The 16,784-nt window shown below is 63.1% G+C and carries 16 protein-coding genes and 1 pseudogene; 12 read left to right on the forward strand and 5 right to left on the reverse strand.

Translation table 11 applies throughout. The features are described 5' to 3' along the window. The 3 genes and pseudogenes from AC1D0I_RS07270 to AC1D0I_RS07280 form a co-directional block, all read left to right on the forward strand. Positions 1 to 211 (forward strand): annotated as a pseudogene (locus AC1D0I_RS07270) (hypothetical protein); the annotation flags it as partial. A gap of 25 nt (positions 212 to 236) precedes the next feature. Beyond that, complete coding sequence (locus tag AC1D0I_RS07275) at positions 237 to 392, forward strand: hypothetical protein (RefSeq protein WP_477394050.1); 156 nt, start codon at positions 237 to 239, stop codon at positions 390 to 392. A gap of 234 nt (positions 393 to 626) precedes the next feature. Then, on the forward strand, positions 627 to 2,402 hold the full coding sequence (locus AC1D0I_RS07280) for a tetratricopeptide repeat protein (RefSeq protein ID WP_477394052.1): 1,776 nt from the start codon (positions 627 to 629) through the stop codon (positions 2,400 to 2,402). 105 nt (positions 2,403 to 2,507) lie between these two features. On the opposite strand, the gene AC1D0I_RS07285 is transcribed toward AC1D0I_RS07280, so the two are convergent. Beyond that, positions 2,508 to 2,969 carry an N-acetyltransferase family protein gene (locus AC1D0I_RS07285; RefSeq protein ID WP_477394054.1) on the reverse strand — a complete coding sequence of 154 codons (462 nt, stop codon included), beginning with the start codon at positions 2,967 to 2,969 and terminating at the stop codon, positions 2,508 to 2,510. Between the two features lie 236 nt (positions 2,970 to 3,205). On the opposite strand from AC1D0I_RS07285, the gene AC1D0I_RS07290 reads away from it, so the two are divergent. The 4 genes from AC1D0I_RS07290 (at position 3,206) to AC1D0I_RS07305 (ending at position 7,806) form a co-directional block, all read left to right on the forward strand. Then, a complete protein-coding gene (locus AC1D0I_RS07290; protein WP_095091899.1) occupies positions 3,206 to 4,126 on the forward strand; it encodes a glycine--tRNA ligase subunit alpha in 921 nt (306 codons plus the stop codon). 82 nt (positions 4,127 to 4,208) lie between these two features. After that, a complete protein-coding gene (locus tag AC1D0I_RS07295) occupies positions 4,209 to 4,901 on the forward strand; it encodes a DUF4328 domain-containing protein (protein ID WP_477394056.1) in 693 nt (230 codons plus the stop codon). Positions 4,902 to 5,244: 343 nt separating this feature from the next. Continuing rightward, a complete protein-coding gene (gene glyS / locus AC1D0I_RS07300) occupies positions 5,245 to 7,365 on the forward strand; it encodes a glycine--tRNA ligase subunit beta (protein ID WP_477394058.1) in 2,121 nt (706 codons plus the stop codon). A gap of 105 nt (positions 7,366 to 7,470) precedes the next feature. Next, the gene (locus AC1D0I_RS07305) at positions 7,471 to 7,806 is read left to right on the forward strand and encodes an ATPase (protein WP_477394060.1); all 336 of its coding nucleotides are present in this window, start codon (positions 7,471 to 7,473) and stop codon (positions 7,804 to 7,806) included. 124 nt (positions 7,807 to 7,930) lie between these two features. On the opposite strand, the gene AC1D0I_RS07310 is transcribed toward AC1D0I_RS07305, so the two are convergent. Both AC1D0I_RS07310 and AC1D0I_RS07315 read right to left on the reverse strand, forming a co-directional pair. Next, on the reverse strand, positions 7,931 to 8,320 hold the full coding sequence (locus AC1D0I_RS07310; protein WP_477394061.1) for a hypothetical protein: 390 nt from the start codon (positions 8,318 to 8,320) through the stop codon (positions 7,931 to 7,933). 153 nt (positions 8,321 to 8,473) lie between these two features. Beyond that, the gene (locus AC1D0I_RS07315) at positions 8,474 to 9,019 is read right to left on the reverse strand and encodes a hypothetical protein (protein WP_477394063.1); all 546 of its coding nucleotides are present in this window, start codon (positions 9,017 to 9,019) and stop codon (positions 8,474 to 8,476) included. A gap of 184 nt (positions 9,020 to 9,203) precedes the next feature. On the opposite strand from AC1D0I_RS07315, the gene AC1D0I_RS07320 reads away from it, so the two are divergent. The 3 genes from AC1D0I_RS07320 to AC1D0I_RS07330 all read left to right on the forward strand — a co-directional run bounded on the left by AC1D0I_RS07320 (position 9,204) and on the right by AC1D0I_RS07330 (position 12,375). Next, positions 9,204 to 10,184 carry an L-threonylcarbamoyladenylate synthase gene (locus AC1D0I_RS07320; RefSeq protein WP_477394065.1) on the forward strand — a complete coding sequence of 327 codons (981 nt, stop codon included), beginning with the start codon at positions 9,204 to 9,206 and terminating at the stop codon, positions 10,182 to 10,184. An 8-nt stretch (positions 10,185 to 10,192) separates the two neighbouring features. Continuing rightward, entirely contained in the window at positions 10,193 to 11,623 is a 1,431-nt protein-coding gene (locus tag AC1D0I_RS07325; RefSeq protein WP_477394067.1) for an FAD-binding oxidoreductase, read from the forward strand. Positions 11,624 to 11,808: 185 nt separating this feature from the next. Further along, positions 11,809 to 12,375 (forward strand): DUF6101 family protein, encoded by a 567-nt coding sequence (locus AC1D0I_RS07330; protein WP_477394069.1) that lies wholly within the window; start codon positions 11,809 to 11,811, stop codon positions 12,373 to 12,375. 118 nt (positions 12,376 to 12,493) lie between these two features. Here AC1D0I_RS07330 and ubiA read toward each other — a convergent pair whose 3' ends face one another. Both ubiA and AC1D0I_RS07340 read right to left on the reverse strand, forming a co-directional pair. Then, the gene (gene ubiA / locus AC1D0I_RS07335; protein ID WP_095091905.1) at positions 12,494 to 13,477 is read right to left on the reverse strand and encodes a 4-hydroxybenzoate octaprenyltransferase; all 984 of its coding nucleotides are present in this window, start codon (positions 13,475 to 13,477) and stop codon (positions 12,494 to 12,496) included. Between the two features lie 31 nt (positions 13,478 to 13,508). Next, positions 13,509 to 14,435 carry a LysR family transcriptional regulator gene (locus AC1D0I_RS07340; RefSeq protein WP_477394071.1) on the reverse strand — a complete coding sequence of 309 codons (927 nt, stop codon included), beginning with the start codon at positions 14,433 to 14,435 and terminating at the stop codon, positions 13,509 to 13,511. An 88-nt stretch (positions 14,436 to 14,523) separates the two neighbouring features. Between AC1D0I_RS07340 and AC1D0I_RS07345 the strand changes: the two genes are divergently transcribed. Together AC1D0I_RS07345 and purD are read left to right on the forward strand one after the other, a co-directional pair. After that, entirely contained in the window at positions 14,524 to 15,345 is an 822-nt protein-coding gene (locus tag AC1D0I_RS07345) for a phytanoyl-CoA dioxygenase family protein (RefSeq protein ID WP_477394073.1), read from the forward strand. Between the two features lie 158 nt (positions 15,346 to 15,503). Beyond that, positions 15,504 to 16,781 (forward strand): phosphoribosylamine--glycine ligase, encoded by a 1,278-nt coding sequence (purD, locus tag AC1D0I_RS07350; RefSeq protein WP_477394075.1) that lies wholly within the window; start codon positions 15,504 to 15,506, stop codon positions 16,779 to 16,781. The last annotated feature ends 3 nt before the right edge of the window (positions 16,782 to 16,784 follow it).

Here is a 16,784-nt window from a genome sequence, read left to right on the forward strand (position 1 = left end):
ACTGGTGAGGGTGCCGGGTACCGACCTGCACATGTACGGAACGCTCTGGCTTCTCACGCAGGGGGAGACACGCAAGACGAAGCGCGTGCGGCTCTTTACCGAGTTCGTATCCCGCAGGCTCGCCGCGTACGCTCCGCTTCTCGCGGGGCTGAATGGAGGCGAGAACTTACGCCGACCCCGGCTTGATGACGATCCGACGATGTACCGTTGAGCACCCCTTCGGGACGATCAAGCGCATGTCGGGCGGTGCAAGGTTCCTCACCAGGGGACTTAGGGCGGTGAAAGCCGAAGCGGCGCTCTTAATCCTCGCCTTCAATATCCTCTATGCCGTGAACGCAATCGGCTATCGCGACACGCAGGTGCAGCGGCCTGCCTTGCCGGGCAAGCGCTGATATCGGAGTCCCAGCGGACCAAACCTGTGATATGATCGACTCCGCGCGGGGCCGTGACCGGAACTCGAAAACGGAAAACTGTCCCTGGTCGCCATGGTTTGTTAATCGGGTGCCCGGATTGTGAATTCGAGGCGGATTGAAGCGCGACCCCAAAAAGGCCATGCTTTGTCCGGAAAGATCGAGTCTACGCCAATCCCGCTGACGCGGAGATGGCGCCTGGCTGAAAGGGATACGATGCAGCAAGGACGTGCGCGCTGGCTGACAAGGCTGGCAATTGTGACAGGCATGGCGATCTCGGCTTTGCCGGCCTATGCCAAGCAAACCGCCGAACCGGTCAAGATCACGTCGTTCTCGGGTGCCTATCTGGCCGCCCGGATCGCCGAAGGCGACAACGACCTCGACAGCGCCATCGCCTATTACAAGCAGGCATTGGCCTTCAATCCGAGCGACACCGGACTGCAGCAGAGCCTGATGCTGTCGCTGATCGCTCAAGGGCGCTTCGACGAATCCCTGGTCTATGCCGACAAGCTCAAGGAAGTTCCCGATGTCGAGCGCTTCTCGCGCCTGGCACTGGCGGTCGATTCCTTCCACAAGAAGGATTTCGCCAAAGCACAGTACTGGCTCAAGCTGTCGCTGGAATCCGATCTCGACCGACTGATCTCCGGCGTCATGTCCGGCTGGGCCCAACAAGGCGCCGGCCAAGCCAGCGATGCGATGGCGTCCATCGACAAGTTGCAGGGGCCGGACTGGTTCGGCCTGTTCAAGTCCTTCCATCGCGCGCTGATCGCCGACGCGTCGGGCATGCCCGAAAAGGCCGAGGCGATCTACGCCGCGACGATGCAGGATACGGCCGCCGGTGGTGCGGCTCCCGAAACCTGGATGCGCAACGCCCAGGCCTACGCGTCGTTCCTGGCCCGCAAGGGCGACAAGGACAAGGCACTGTCGGTGCTCGATCAGGCCGAGGCGTTTGCGCCGGGCAAGCTGGAAATCGTCGCCTTGCGCGACAAGATCAGCAAGGGTGACAAGATTGCGCCTTTCGCTGCCGGCCCGTCGGACGGCGCGTCGGAGATCCTGCTTAATCTCGCCACGGCGCTCAATCGCGGCGGTGGCGAGCCGTTCGTACGGCTTTACCTGCAGTATGCCCTGGCCCTGAAGCCTGACAGCGACGCAGCCCTGGTGCAACTCGCGGCCGTTTCCGAGCAGTTGAAGGACGGCGAGGGCGCCATCGCGCTCTATCGGCGCATCCCCGACTCTTCGCCGTTGAAAGAGCTTTCGGACCTGCAACTCGGTCTCAACCTTGCCGATCTCAATCGCCAGGACGAGGCGATCACCCATCTGAAGTCTTTCGTCGACGCGCATCCCGACGACATGCGCGCCTATCTGGCGCTCGGCGGCGTCTATTCGTCGAAGGATGATTTCCGCTCGGCGGCCAATCTCTACGACAAGGCAGTCACGGTGCTGAAGACGCCGACTGCCGCCAACTGGAATATCTTCTACCAACGCGGCATCGCCTATGAGCGGCTGAAGGAATGGCCCAAGGCCGAACCGAGCTTCCGCAAGGCGCTGGAACTGTTCCCCGACCAGCCGCAGGTGCTGAACTATCTCGGCTATTCCTGGGTCGACATGAATACGAACCTCAAAGAAGGCCTGGCGATGATCCAGAAGGCCGTCGATCTTAGGCCGAGCGACGGCTACATCGTCGATTCCCTGGGCTGGGCCTATTTCCGCCTCGGCCGGTTCGATGACGCGGTGCGCGAGATGGAACGCGCGGTGTCGCTGAAGCCGGAAGATCCGGTTCTCAACGATCACCTCGGCGACGCCTACTGGCGCGTCGGCCGCAAGCTGGAAGCCACCTTCCAGTGGAACCAGGCGCGCGACCTGAAGCCGGACCCCGATGTGCTGGCCACATTGCAGCAGAAGCTGATGAAGGGCCTGCCGCCCATCGAGTCCAACACCGCGCAGGAAACCCCGAAGGTCAAGCCCGAGCCGGTGCCAGCCCCGAAGGGGTGAAATCGGTTTCTTGAAATGCAAACGGGGCTCTTTTCGGAGCCCCGTTTTCGTTTGGACGTCCATCCGTCCTAAAACTCAACACGCGCCAGTGCCCCGGAAACTGCCTCAGAACATCTTCCGGTAGACGATGAACCCGGAGCGCTCGCCGACCTTGTCATAGAGCTTCATCGCCGTGTGATTGGTCTCACGCGTCAGCCAGTACACCCGCCCCGAACCGGCGGCCTGGGCACGCTCGTAGACGCCCTCTATCAGGGCCCGGCCGATGCCTTTGCCGCGCGAGGCCTCTGTGGTGAAAAGGTCCTGCAGGTAGCAATTGGGCGAGATCGCCGTGGTGCTGCGGTGAAAGAGGTAATGCACGAGGCCGAAAAGCTGTCCCTCGCTCTCGGCAACCAGCGCATGCATCGGCTCATAGGCATCGAAGAAGCGCGACCATGTCATCGCGGTGATCCCGCTTGCCAGCGCCGTCTCGCCCGAGCGGCCGTAAAAGGCATTGTAACCGTCCCACAGCGGCATCCATTGGTCGAAATCCTGCCGGGCGATGGGACGGATGATGGTGGAACTGGGCATGATTTGAACCTGTTGTCCTGACACCTTGCGGCACGAGCAGACCGCAGGCGCCCATCGCCGGCAATGGGCCAGTCGTCAGCAAAGCTTTCAACATCATCGGCGGGCTCGCCGGGTCCGCACCGGCGCGCCTTGCTTGACGCTACGCTGCCGGGTCTCTAGGACGTGCCGGCAAGCTAGCCTTTGCTGCCGAGGCCCCCGTGACGATTGAAATCCCGACGATTGAAATCCCCGCCCATATGCATCCCAGCCGCTCGTTCCAGGGGCTGATCCTGACCTTGCACAATTATTGGGCGAACTATGGTTGCGTCATCCTGCAGCCCTACGACATGGAGGTCGGCGCCGGCACCTTTCATCCGGCGACGACGCTGCGCGCGCTCGGGCCAAAACGCTGGAACGCCGCCTATGTCCAGCCGTCGCGCCGCCCCAAGGATGGCCGCTATGGCGAGAACCCGAACCGGCTGCAGCATTATTACCAGTACCAGGTGATCCTGAAGCCGAATCCGCCGAACCTGCAGGAGCTTTATCTCGGCTCGCTGGCGGCGATCGGCGTCGATCCGCTGCTGCATGACATCCGCTTCGTCGAGGACGACTGGGAAAGCCCGACGCTGGGCGCCTGGGGGCTGGGTTGGGAGTGCTGGTGCGACGGCATGGAAGTGTCGCAGTTCACCTATTTCCAGCAAGTCTGCGGCATTGAGTGCGCCCCAGTGGCGGGCGAACTGACCTACGGGCTGGAGCGCTTGGCCATGTATGTGCAGGGCGTCGACAATGTCTACGACCTCAACTTCAACGGCCGCGAAGGGGCCGACAAGGTCACCTACGGCGATGTCTTCCTGCAGGCCGAGCAGGAATATTCGCGCCACAATTTCGAATACGCCAACACGGCGATGCTGCTGCGCCATTTCGAGGACGCCGAGGCCGAATGCAAGGCGCTGCTCGATGCCGGTGCACCGGCGTCGAACGACAATCTGCCGATGCACCGCATGGTTTTCCCGGCCTACGACCAGTGCATCAAGGCCAGCCATGTCTTCAACCTGCTCGACGCGCGTGGCGTGATTTCGGTCACGGAACGGCAGAGCTACATCTTGCGGGTGCGCAATCTGGCGAAGGCCTGCGGCGAGGCGTTTTTGAAGACGCAGGCCGGTGGACTGGCGGCCTGACTGCCACTCTCCAACTTTTCCGCTTGAGTGTCTGTTAATTCCCGCTTAGGTTGCACCCGCTTGTCGGCGAGGGGTGGTTGACGTGGGCATTTTCCGAAATTTTTCGACCAGCACGACCTGGGTCGTCAGGCTGCTCTGGCTTGGCATTCTGATCGACGCAATCGCCGTCCTGTCCGGCCTGTCCGAGCTTTGTTTGCTCAGCGACGTGGAGAGCGGCAGCTACAATTACGATCTCGTGGCGGCCGCCGACCGAAACGATCTCAGGCAGGGAGCGATCGGGGTCGTTCAGCTCATCCTGTGGTTGGCGCAGGCAGTCATGATTCTCGCCTGGATCAGGTTGGCCAACAAGAACGCCAGGTTGCTGGGCGCCAAGGATATGGAGTTCACACCAGGCTGGGCGATCGGCTGGTACTTCATCCCTATCGCCAATCTGTGGAAACCGTATCAGGCGATGGCTGAGGTATGGCGAGCGAGCAGCGGCTCGCCGAACTGGAAATCAAGTGAAACGTCGGGATCGTTACCAGGCTGGTGGGTTGCCTGGCTGGCCGCCAATGTGTTGGGCCGGCTGTCTTTCAAACTCACCATGAAGGCGCAGGAGATTCCGGAACTGAAGAATGCATCAATTGCGACCGCGGCCGCCGATGTCGCCAGCATCGTGTTATGTGTCCTCTTTCTGGAGATCGTGAGGCAGGTTCATCGCCGGCAGTTGGCCTGGGCAGCAGCGCCGATGCTATCTCAGGACATGCCTGGCCTGGCCGCCAGCGATACAGTGTAAACCACCGCGCCAGGCACGCCCTGACCGCTGGCACCGTCGATCGTGCGCAATGCCTGCCGAACGCCCGGCATCGAGAAGGCACCGTGAGCCTGCGCGGTGAAGCAGGCGGTGAGTGCTACAATCTGCAGAAGTCTGGATGCCGTTTTCATGGTCGTTCAGCCAATAGTTCCCTACCTGAGCGTGGGTCGCTTCAGCGCTGCGTTCGGTTCATGGAAATCTTTGATCCAAGGACGGGCGTGGTCGCCTCGTCCCGACAGGGCGGCCAAAATTTCCGGAAAGGGTGACAGCGGCCAGCCGAGTTGCTATGCCCCGCGCGGACCATCTTGCCGCGTGAGCCTCATCCATGCCTGACCTGCTTCTAGAACTTCGCTCAGAGGAAATCCCCGCGCGCATGCAGCGCAAGGCGGCGGGTGATCTCAGGAAGATGCTGACCGACGGTCTGGTCGAGGCCGGGCTGACCTATGAGGCGGCGCGCGAATACTGGACGCCGCGGCGTCTGGCGGTCGATATCAGGGGCCTGACCGCGCGCTCGAAGGATATAAGCGAGGAGATCAAGGGACCGTCGACGACGGCGCCCGAACAGGCAGTCCAGGGTTTCCTGCGCAAGGCCGGGCTTTCGTCGATCGCCGAGGCGCATGTCCATTCCGACCCGAAGAAGGGCGATTTCTACGTCGCCCACATCTCGAAGCCCGGCAGGGCATCGGAAGAGATCATCGCCGAGCTGGTGCCGGGCATCATCCGCGGCTTCCCGTGGCCGAAATCGATGCGTTGGGGGCCGGCCTCGGCCAAGCCCGGTTCGCTGCGCTGGGTGCGCCCGCTACAATCGATCCTGTGCACCTTTGGCCCGGAGACCGAGGAACCGGTGGTGGTCGATTTCGCGATCGACGGCATCCGTTCGGGCAACATCACCTATGGCCACCGCTTCCATGCGCCTGGCGCCATTACGGTGCGTCGCTTCGACGACTATGTCTCAAAGCTGGAGGCGGCCAAGGTCGTGCTCGACGCCGACCGACGCAAGGAGATCATCCTTGCCGACGCGCGCAATCTCGCCTTCGCCAACGGGCTCGATCTGGTCGAGGACGAAGGGCTGCTGGAGGAAGTCTCAGGGCTGGTCGAATGGCCGGTCGTGCTGATGGGCGAGTTCGAGGAGGCTTTCCTGGCCATTCCGGCCGAAGTGATCCGGTTGACCATCCGCGCCAACCAGAAATGCTTTGTCACGCGGCCGCAGGGTGCTGCCGAGGGTCTTTCCAATCGCTTCATCCTCACCGCCAACATCGAGGCCAAGGATGGCGGCAAGGAGATCGCCCACGGTAACGGCAAGGTGGTGCGCGCCCGGCTGTCCGATGCGCTCTATTTCTGGACGACCGACCAGGGCGATTTGCCGGACCTCCATCAGCTCGCGGCATCGGCGGAAAAATTCGGGCTCGATCTCAAGAAGCCGCTCGACCAGCGCATGGCGCGCCTCGACCATCTCGGCGTTACCTTCCACGCAAAGCTCGGCACGCAAGGTGAGCGGGTGGAGCGGATTGCCCGGCTTGCCGAGGAATTGGCGCCGATCGTCGGCGCCGATCCTGTGCTGGCGCGCCGCGCCGCTGTCCTGGCGAAGGCCGATCTCACCACCGAAGTCGTCGGCGAATTTCCCGAACTGCAAGGCGCCATGGGCCGCAAATACGCGCTGCTGCAGGGCGAGCATGCTTCGGTCGCCGCGGCGGCGGAAGAACACTACAAGCCGCAGGGCCCTTCCGACCGAGTGCCGGCCGATCCGGTATCGGTCGCTGTCGCGCTTGCCGACAAGCTCGACACGCTGGTCGGCTTCTGGGCTATCGACGAAAAGCCGACGGGGTCGAAGGACCCCTATGCGTTGCGTCGGGCAGCGCTTGGGGTGGTTAGAATATTGATCGAAAATGATATTCGACTGGCGCTGGCACCCATCGTCGGGAGGGTTTCCGACCTCCTCGGATTCTTCCACGACCGCCTGAAGGTCTACCTCCGCGACCAGGGTGCGCGGCATGATCTGATCGATGCCGTCATCACACCGCAGTCCGACGACCTGCTGCAGATCGTGCGCCGTGTCGAGGCGCTTGGTTCTTTCCTCGACACCGAGGACGGCAGGAATCTGCTCGCCGGCACCAAGCGCGCGGCCAACATCCTGGCTGCCGAGGAGAAGAAGAAAACGGCGGTCGCCAAGACTGTTGAGCCGGCGCTGTTTCGCGAGGATGCCGAGAAATCGCTGTTTGCGGCGGTGAATCAGGCTGAGAAGCAAGCCGGCGAAGCGATTCAAAACGAAGACTTTTCCGGCGCGCTGCTGGCGCTTAGCGTGTTGCGCGAACCCGTTGATTCATTCTTTGAGCATGTTCTCGTGAATGATGAGGACGAGGCCGTGCGCGCCAACCGCCTGGCGCTGCTCGCCCGCATCCGGGCGGCCACCGGTCAGGTCGCGGACTTCTCGAAAATCGCGGGTTGAGGCCTGAAGAATTCTGAAGATGGGTCCTTCGAGCCGGCTTACAGTCATATGACGATGACCTCTCCGTGGCAAAAGGGACATGTTCCCCAACCCACGGAGGCTTCCATGAATTCCGATCACGAAATCGAAGTGACAGAAGAAACCCCGGCTCCCGCCGAGGCGCTTGAATCCGCTTCCGAAACCGTCCTCGATCAAGCTGCCGCCGCCACGGTCGAAGCGGCCGATCATGAAGATGAAGAAGGCGACGATGAAGAAGGCGACGAGTCTGACGAAGACGAAGCCGCCACGCTCTCGGATGACGACGAAGATGAAGAAGACGATGAGGACGAAGACGACGCCGATGACAGCGTGAAGGCTGAAGGCGACGACGAGAAATCCGAAGAAGAAGAATCCGAAGACGACGAGTCCGAAGAAGACGACGACAAGGAAGAAGCCGCCTGATTTTAGGCTGCCGATCTATCGATCGATGAAAGGGCGGCGCTGACGCGCCGCCCTTTTCTGTCAGATGCCGGCTAGGTCAGTTTTCCCGAATGCCGGCTGGTCAGTCTTCCCGGAAGCTGACTGGTCAGTCTTCCAGAATGCTGACGCGCACGCTGTTTTCGTAGACGTCGACCTGGATCAGCGGCTCGCCATTGACGATGGCGCGCTTGGTCGAGGAGCTCATCGCGCCGGTGCGCTCCAGCATGCGCTGCAAATCGGCGCGCTGGTCGTTGGTCCTGAACCAGCCATCACCCTCGTCATCGCGGTCGCGACGGTGGAATTTGTGCCAGTTGGCGCGGTCCTGCCGTACCATCTGCGCCGCAGTCTCCAGTGCATAGCCGTCACTCGCCTGATGATCTCGATCGGAAATGCGCGCGACATAGGATCCCAGCATGTCATCGGCTTGGGCTGCGCCGGCGCCAAGCAACGACGCCAGCAGAAGCCCGGCCGCAGTAACAGTTTTGAATTTTCTCATGATCAGCCCCCCTTACCCCAAATGACAAAAACCCGTCTACCATGGCCGCTTGACGAAATTCGGACAGTGGCACCCGGCGGCGAAGAACCGGGACGGGTTTGCCTGCCAATGGTGCGCTGGGCGCCAGACCGCCGTCAAGTCGCAGTCCAGCCTCTAATTGGCTTTGCTGACCCCACGAACGGGCTGGGTTGTTGCTCGTGCAGGTGCTCTCGGTGGCGAGGCCGAGTTTGTGCCGGCGTCCCCCGCAGGGGCGGCGGAGGCTGTAGCCGTTGCCGGCGCAGTACCTGTTACCGGCGCAGTACCTGTCGCTGGCGCGGTGCCCGTCGCCGGCGCGGTGCCCGTCTCTGGTGCTGCAGCTTTCGCCGAGGCCGCGCTTGGGGCCGGCGCCGAGAAGGCGGGACCGACGACGCCGCCGCGAATGACCATCGGGTTCTGCTCAAAGCCGTGCTTGGCCTCGGGCTTGTCCGTGATCGCCGACACCTTTTCATAGGTGACGTCGGGCTGCGCTTCGCCGAGCCCCACCACCGATTGCACATTGCTGGCCTTGGCGGTTTCGGCGGTCTTCAGCGGTTTGGCGGCATCGAGCTTGATGATGGATGGCGTCGAGGAGGGCACGCCGGGGAAAACCAGCGACGAAGCCTGTGCCCCGCCAGCCGTCACCACAAAGACAATACCCAGCAGCATATGCACAGACACCATGATCGCTCCCCTTTGCCCAGAAGCCGCACGGTAGCGGGCCGGAATTGATGCCGGCTTTCGCGTGAACGTAGCATTTTAGCGATTGATAAATCGCCAATGCCCAGATTGCCCGACAGCGACTTGTCGCAACAGCCGACTTGCCCAACAGCCGCCATCGTACTACGCAGCCGGCATCTGCGAGGTGATGAGAGTGGCTGAAATACTTGCCGTCAGCGAGGCGCTGGAGCGGGCGCTGGCGCTGCTCCGGGACGGCGATGTCGTCGCCATCCCGACCGAAACCGTCTACGGGCTTGCCGGCGACGCCACCAACGGCGTCGGCGTGGCGCGCATTTTTGAAGCCAAGGGGCGGCCCCGCTTCAACCCGCTGATCGCCCATGTCGCCGACTTGGCGATGGCCGAGCGCATTGCGCTGTTTGATCCGCTGTCGAAGAAACTGGCGCTTGCGCTCTGGCCAGGTCCGCTGACGCTGGTGCTGCCGCAGCGGCCCGGCAATGGCATCCACCCGCTGGTCACGGCCGGGCTCGATACGATTGCCCTGCGCATGCCAAGAGGCTTTGGCGGCGACCTCATCGCCCGCCTCGGCCGCCCGCTTGCCGCGCCCAGCGCCAATTCATCCGGCAAGATCAGCGCTACCACGGCGCAAGCGGTGGCGGCGGATCTCGGCGCACGCATAAAGCTGGTGGTCGATGGCGGAGCGACGCCGGTCGGGCTGGAATCGACCATCGTCAAGGCCGAAGGGGAAAGATTGCGGCTGCTCCGGCCCGGCGGCATTGCCGCCGAAGACATCGAGGCGGCCATCGGCATGGAGCTCTTGCGCGGCGGCGCCGCCGGCGTCGAGGCGCCGGGCATGCTTGCCTCGCACTATGCGCCTGACGCCGCGATGCGGCTCAACGCCGGAACAGTCGGTGAGGGCGAAGCCCTGCTCGGCTTCGGCAGCCGGCGAGCCGAAGGCTGGCGACACGCCGCCGCGTTCGTCAACCTGTCCGAGACAGGCGACCTGCGCGAAGCGGCGAGCAATCTTTTTGCCTATATGCAGGTACTCGACAGCAGCGGCGCACGGATTATCGCCGTCGAGCCGGTCCCCTTCGACGGGCTTGGCGAGGCGATCAACGATCGGCTCTCGCGCGCCGCCGCCCCTCGTGACAACATCTTGGCAGCAACGTAGTTTTCCCCATGACCGAAATATCAGAGAAACTCGATCCCGCTCTCATCGATCGCTTCGCGGCGATCGTCGGTGACAAATACGCGTTGCGCGACGAGCAGGACATCGCGCCTTACCTCACCGAGCGGCGCGGGCTTTGGCATGGTGCGGCTTCACTGGTGCTGCGGCCGGGCAGCGTTGAGGAAGTCAGCCAGATCATGCGGCTGGCGACCGAGACGGGAACGCCAGTCGTCCCGCAAAGCGGCAACACCGGACTGGTCGGCGCCCAGGTGCCGGACAGATCCGGCCGCGAGATCGTGCTGTCGCTGTCGCGGCTGAACCGCATCCGCGAGATCGATGTCCTGTCCAACACGGTGACGGTCGAAGCCGGTGTCATCCTGCAGACGCTGCAGGAAGCGGCTGATGGCGTTGACCGGCTGTTTCCACTGTCGCTAGCCGCGCAAGGCTCCTGCCAGATCGGCGGCAACCTGTCGTCCAATGCCGGCGGCACCGGCGTGCTTGCCTATGGCAATGCGCGCGAACTCTGCCTTGGGGTTGAAGTGGTGCTGCCGACAGGCGAGGTGTTCGATGATTTGCGCAAGCTGAAGAAGGACAATACCGGCTACGACCTGAAGAACCTGTTCGTCGGCGCCGAGGGCACCCTAGGCGTCATCACAGCCGCCGTGCTCAAGCTGTTCCCGAAACCGAAGGGGCGCGAGGTGGCTTTCGTCGGCCTGTCATCGCCGCAAGCAGCGCTCTCCCTGTTCAGCCTGGCGATGGACCGCGCCGGGGCAGCGCTCACCGCCTTCGAGCTGATCGGCAGGCGCCCGTACGACTTCACCCTGGCGCATACCCAGGGCGTGGTCCGGCCGTTGATCGAAGATTGGCCGTGGTATGTGCTGATGCAGATTTCGTCCGGCCGCTCATCGGAGGATTCGCGGGCATTGATCGAGGAGGTGCTCTCGACTGGTCTCGAACAGGAGTTCGTCGGCGACGCAGTCATTGCCGCAAGTCTTGGGCAGGGCGATGCCTTCTGGAACTTCCGCGAGCTGCTGCCCGAGGCGCAGAAGCCGGAGGGCGCTTCGATCAAGCACGACATTTCGGTGCCGATCGCTTCGATCCCGCGCTTCATCGAGGAGGCCGCCGGCGCGGTGGCGTCGGTGAGTGCGGGCGCCCGCGTGGTCTGCTTCGGCCATATGGGTGACGGCAATCTGCACTATAACATCTCGCGGCCCGTCGACGGCGACGACGAGGCGTTTCTCGCTCTCTATCATCAAATGAACAAGGCCGTGCATGACGTGGTGCGCAGCCTGCACGGCTCGATCTCGGCCGAGCATGGTATCGGCCAGTTGAAGCGGGACGAACTGATCGCCACAGCGCCACCGATGGCGATCGAGCTGATGCGCCGGGTGAAGGCTGCCTTCGACCCAGCCGGCATCATGAATCCCGGTAAGGTTATCTGATCCTTTCGGCATCTTGTGGCTGGTGGCATTCCGATAACCATCCCGCAGATCAGCAAAATTTAACCGACTTTCTTAAGCGGGGCGGTAAGGTGCCCGCGCTACTGTCTGCTCACAAACGAGGCTGGAAAAACCGGCCCGGAGAGAACCGGACACCGGCTCTCAGGAGACAGACAGGAAGGCACTCTATGAACACCGGACTGAAGCCAGTCTGGGCCGGACGCAATATGCGTCTCGACCCATTCCGCCTGCCGCAAGTGGTCAGCTACGCCACACGCGACGACTACGGCGACGTGACCTTTACCATCGACAAGCGGGGCGCAGTGATCCGCCGCATGCTCGAGATGAGCGGTTTGCCGGCGATCATCGCGCTGCCAGCCAATGCGTTTCGCGGCGTCGCCGCCCGTGCAATGGAGGATCCGGACGGCAATGTTACGGTGACGCTGGAACTCCTGCACAACGATCCGATGCTGTCGGTGCCGCTGCTGGTGGCCGATGATCTCGAAGATGTCGCCGCCGACTGGCGCGCCTGGGCCGACGCCTACCGTCTGCCGATGCTCTTGATCGAATCGGACGGCGTTGCCCGTACCCTGGAAGAATCGCTCGGCGCCGCCATCAAGACGCTGCCGCCGCAGGATCGCCGCAAAGGCCGCGTTTCGCACATGCGCCGCCCGCRCTTCCTCGCCCGCCGCAGGGCCGGCGATCTCGGTCTCAGGCTGGTCATCGACGGCCAGGAGATCATTTCGCGGGAGTGAGAAGCGGTCCGCGAATAGCGGACGAAAAGCCAATTGCTTGGCTTTTCGAGCTTCGAACGCCCTGAGCCTGCGAAGGGCCGGGCGAGCAGTCCACCTGGGGTACTCTAAAGCGAAGCCGCTAAACCAGCGGCTTCAATGCCACCCACACTGCGCCGCCGATCAGGCCAAGGAAGATCAGCCAGCCGACCTGGTTGTTCGAACGGAACAGCCGCAGGCACTGGTCCGGATTGTCGATATCCAGCACGGCGATCTGCCGCGCCATATGGGCGCCGGCGGCGATCAGCCCGGCCAGCGCCACCACCGGAGCCTGAGCCGACGCGAAGGCGATGGCGAAGCAAACCAGCGTGCCGCCATAGAGCCCGACAAGCCATGACTTGGTGTTGTCGCCGAACAGCCGTGCCGTCGAGCGTACGCCGACAATGGCGTCATCTTCCTTGTCCTGATGCGCATAGATCGTGTCGTAGCCGATCACCCACAGGATAGAGCCGATATAGAGCATGATGGCGGGCCCATCGAGATCGCCGAACTCGACCGCCCATCCCATCAGTGCACCCCAGGAAAAAGCAAGGCCGAGAACCAGTTGCGGCCAGTTGGTTATCCGCTTCATGAACGGATAGACGGCGACGATGGCCAGCGAGCAGATGCCGAGCAGAATAGCGAAACTGTTGAACTGTATGAGCACCACCAGGCCGATCAGCGCCTGCAGGACAAGAAACACCCATGCCCGCCGGCGCGTGGTTTTGCCCGACGGCAGCGGCCGCGACCGGGTCCGCTCGACCTTGTTGTCGATGTCCTCGTCGACGAGGTCGTTGTAGGTGCAGCCGGCGCCGCGCATGGCGATGGCGCCGATCAGGAACAGCACGAGATACAATGGCGCCGGCAGCAGCGAGAGCAGCGGATCGCCGGGACGCGGATAGGCGCTCGCCGCAAGTGCCGCCGACCACCAGCACGGCCACAAAAGCAATTGCCAGCCGATCGGCCTGTCCCACCGGGCAAGCTGCGCATAGGGCCATATCGAGCGCGGCAGCACGCGATAGACCCAATGGCCGTTCGGTGCATCGGCGACACGGCCCTGGGCCGCTTTCGACTGGATCGGTTCCATGCTGCTGGATTGGCAGCAGACTGGAAGGCCGTCAAGCAGTCTCGCTTGCGGACGCGAAGATGTCATGAGAGGCGAACCAATCCTTCGCGACCTCGATGAACGCCAGCGCCGCATTGGAGACGCGCTGGTGCGTGTCATAGGTGAGCAGGATCCGCTGCATGGGCAGCGGATCGGACAGCGGCTTGCAGATCAGCGGCAGGCCGTCATAGCTGCGGTCGCCATGCGGGCGGGTGTAGCTGACGGCGACGCCGAAGCCATTGGCGACCATGCTGCGCTGGAGTTCGAACGAACTCGTCGTTGTGTCCGCCACCGGGGAGAGACCGCGGCTGCGGAACAGGTCGAGCATGTGCTGCCAGCTGTGCGGCTGGTCTGTCGTGATCAGCGGATAGGCGGCCAGATCCGCAAGGCTGACCTCGGAACGATCCGCAAGGGCATGGCCTGCCGGCAACAGCGCATGCGGCCGAAGTTCGCGCAGCAGGATGCGGGCAAAATGTGTCGGCAGGCTGAGGTCGTAGGTGAGGCCGAGATCGATGGCGGCGTCGCCGAGCCGCCGCCCGAGCGTTTGGAACGTCTCGTCGCGAACGACAATTTTCACGGCCGGATAGCGTTCGGAGAAGGCGCGGATCAGGGCCGGCGCAAAGAAAGGCGCCAGGTCCTCGAAACATCCCAGCACCAGTTCACCGCCGACAGCCGATTTGCTTGAACCCAGGCCAACGAGTTCGTCCGTTTCGGTGAGAACCTGTCTCGCCTTTGCCACGACAGCCCGGCCGAACGAGGTCGGCGACACGCCGCTGCCCCGCTGGCGGACGAACAGCTTCTGGCCGAAATTCTTTTCGACGGCGTCGATGGCCACCGAAATCGAAGGCTGCGAAACGTTCAGCATTTTCGCGGCGCCGGTGACGCTGCCATGACGCGCAACGGCAACCAGATAACGCAGCTGCGTGAGAGTCACATTCATAGAGTAATCCTATATATCAAATGAGAAGTTATTATTTTACTGAATGAAAGCGGGTTGCGATAGTCGGTCATTCCAAGAGGAGAACGCGATGGCTTCCCAGACTGAGACCCAGACAATCGACGCCCAGGTCATCGACGCAAAGACGATCGCCGATTACCAGCGCGACGGTGCGGTTTGCATCCGCGGTGCTTTCAAGGGTTGGGTCGACACGATTGCCGCCGGCATCGAGCGCAACATGCAGAACCGCAGCGCCACCGCATCTGATATCGCCAATGGCCGCGGCAGTTTCTTCGATGATTATTGCAACTGGGAGCGCATTCCCGAATTCGTCAGCGTGGTGCGGGATTCGCCCGCTGCCGAACTGGCAGCGGCGGTCATGCAGTCGCGCACCGCGCAGTTCTTCCACGATCACGTCCTGGTCAAGGAACCCGGCACGCAGAAGCCGACGCCCTGGCACCAGGACATCCCGTACTACTTCGTTGATGGCCAGCAGACGGTGAGCTTCTGGATCCCCATCGATCCGGTGAAGGAGGCGACGCTGCGCCTGATCGCCGGCTCGCACAAATGGGACAAGATGATCCTGCCGGTGCGCTGGCTCGACGACAGCAATTTCTATGCCGGTGACGGCGACTATCTGCCGGTGCCGGACCCGGACAAGGACCCGTCGATGAAGGTGCTCGAATGGGAAATGGAACCGGGCGACGCCATCCTGTTCGACTTCAGGACCGCGCATGGCGCGCGTGGCAACATGACCTCGGCGCGGCGCCGGGCGCTGTCGCTGCGTTGGGTCGGCGACGATGCGCGTTATGTCGAGCGGCCGGGACGCACCTCGCCGCCCTATCATGGCCATGGCATGCAGCCGGGTCAGAGGCTGCGCGAGGACTGGTTTCCGATCGTCTTCCAAGGCTGAAGGGACTTGCCAGAAGATCGGCGGCGGTGTGCGCCGCCGATCTTCGGCAGGGTAACGTTCCCGTGCGCAATTCCGATCAAAGCACCCTGATGCCTTGACCCATCGTGCAGAGAGCAATAGCGGGTGCTCTGCAGGTTAATAGGCATCACGAGGTGGCCATGAACGTTCTTCTTCTCGGCTCCGGCGGCCGCGAACATGCGCTCGCCTGGAAGATCGCCGCGTCGCCGTTGTTGACAAAGCTCTATGCGGCTCCCGGCAATCCGGGCATCGGCGGCGAGGCCGAGTTGGTGAAGCTGGACATTACCGATCACGAAGCCGTTGCCGCCTTCTGCAAGGACAAGAAGATCGACCTCGTCGTGGTTGGCCCGGAAGGGCCGTTGGTCGCCGGCATCGCCGACGATCTGCGTGCGCAAGGCATTCGCGTCTTCGGACCCTCCAGGGCCGCCGCTCGGCTGGAGGGCTCGAAAGGGTTCACCAAGGATCTCTGCGCCAGATACGACATCCCCACAGCCGCCTATGGCCGTTTTGGCGATCTGGCGTCCGCCAAGGCCTATGTCGAAAAGACCGGCGCACCGATCGTCATCAAGGCAGATGGCCTGGCGGCAGGCAAGGGCGTTACCGTCGCCATGACGCTGGACGAAGCACTGGCGGCGCTCGATGCCTGTTTCGACGGGTCCTTCGGCGCCGCAGGCGCGGAAGTGGTGGTCGAGGAATTCATGACCGGCGAGGAGGCAAGTTTCTTCTGCCTCTGCGACGGCACCACAGCGCTGCCCTTCGGCACAGCGCAGGACCATAAGCGCGTCGGCGACGGCGATGTCGGCCCCAACACCGGCGGCATGGGCGCCTATTCACCGGCCCCGGTGATGACGCCGCAGATGATCGAACGCACCATGCGCGAGATCATCGAGCCAACCATGCGTGGCATGGCCCAGCTCGGGGCGCCCTTCGCCGGCATTCTCTTCGCCGGGCTGATGATCACTGACAAGGGACCGAAGCTGATCGAATACAATACCCGTTTCGGCGACCCGGAATGCCAGGTGCTGATGATGCGGCTGAAGGACGATCTGCTGGTCCTGCTCAATGCGGCAACCGACGGCCAGCTTGCACACACTTCGGTGCGCTGGCGCGACGAGGCCGCACTGACAGTGGTGATGGCGGCCAGGGGCTATCCAGGCACGCCGGAAAAGGGATCGGTCATCCGCGGCGTCGAAGACGCGGCGGCCGACGGCGTCCAGATATTCCATGCCGGCACGGCCATAAACGGCGGCGCGCTGGTTGCCAATGGCGGCCGCGTCCTCAACGTCACGGCATCAGGCGCTACGGTCGGCGAGGCGCAGAAACGCGCCTATGCCGCGCTCGACCGGATCGATTGGCCGCACGGATTCTGTCGCCGCGACATTGGCTGGCAGGCCGTGGCACGCGAGCAGGCAGGCTGAAGT

This window comes from Mesorhizobium sp. P2_D1, assembly GCF_056404455.1.

Coding starts and splice junctions, on each gene's coding strand:
- AC1D0I_RS07340 (WP_477394071.1), bottom strand. CDS start 14,435: ATGAATGTGACTCTCACGCAGCTGCGTTATCTGGTTGCCGTTGCGCGT.
- AC1D0I_RS07285 (WP_477394054.1), bottom strand. CDS start 2,969: ATGCCCAGTTCCACCATCATCCGTCCCATCGCCCGGCAGGATTTCGAC.
- purD (WP_477394075.1), top strand. CDS start 15,504: ATGAACGTTCTTCTTCTCGGCTCCGGCGGCCGCGAACATGCGCTCGCC.
- AC1D0I_RS07280 (WP_477394052.1), top strand. CDS start 627: ATGCAGCAAGGACGTGCGCGCTGGCTGACAAGGCTGGCAATTGTGACA.
- AC1D0I_RS07275 (WP_477394050.1), top strand. CDS start 237: ATGTCGGGCGGTGCAAGGTTCCTCACCAGGGGACTTAGGGCGGTGAAA.
- AC1D0I_RS07320 (WP_477394065.1), top strand. CDS start 9,204: ATGAGAGTGGCTGAAATACTTGCCGTCAGCGAGGCGCTGGAGCGGGCG.
- AC1D0I_RS07315 (WP_477394063.1), bottom strand. CDS start 9,019: ATGGTGTCTGTGCATATGCTGCTGGGTATTGTCTTTGTGGTGACGGCT.
- AC1D0I_RS07345 (WP_477394073.1), top strand. CDS start 14,524: ATGGCTTCCCAGACTGAGACCCAGACAATCGACGCCCAGGTCATCGAC.
- ubiA (WP_095091905.1), bottom strand. CDS start 13,477: ATGGAACCGATCCAGTCGAAAGCGGCCCAGGGCCGTGTCGCCGATGCA.
- AC1D0I_RS07325 (WP_477394067.1), top strand. CDS start 10,193: ATGACCGAAATATCAGAGAAACTCGATCCCGCTCTCATCGATCGCTTC.
- AC1D0I_RS07290 (WP_095091899.1), top strand. CDS start 3,206: ATGCATCCCAGCCGCTCGTTCCAGGGGCTGATCCTGACCTTGCACAAT.
- glyS (WP_477394058.1), top strand. CDS start 5,245: ATGCCTGACCTGCTTCTAGAACTTCGCTCAGAGGAAATCCCCGCGCGC.
- AC1D0I_RS07310 (WP_477394061.1), bottom strand. CDS start 8,320: ATGAGAAAATTCAAAACTGTTACTGCGGCCGGGCTTCTGCTGGCGTCG.
- AC1D0I_RS07305 (WP_477394060.1), top strand. CDS start 7,471: ATGAATTCCGATCACGAAATCGAAGTGACAGAAGAAACCCCGGCTCCC.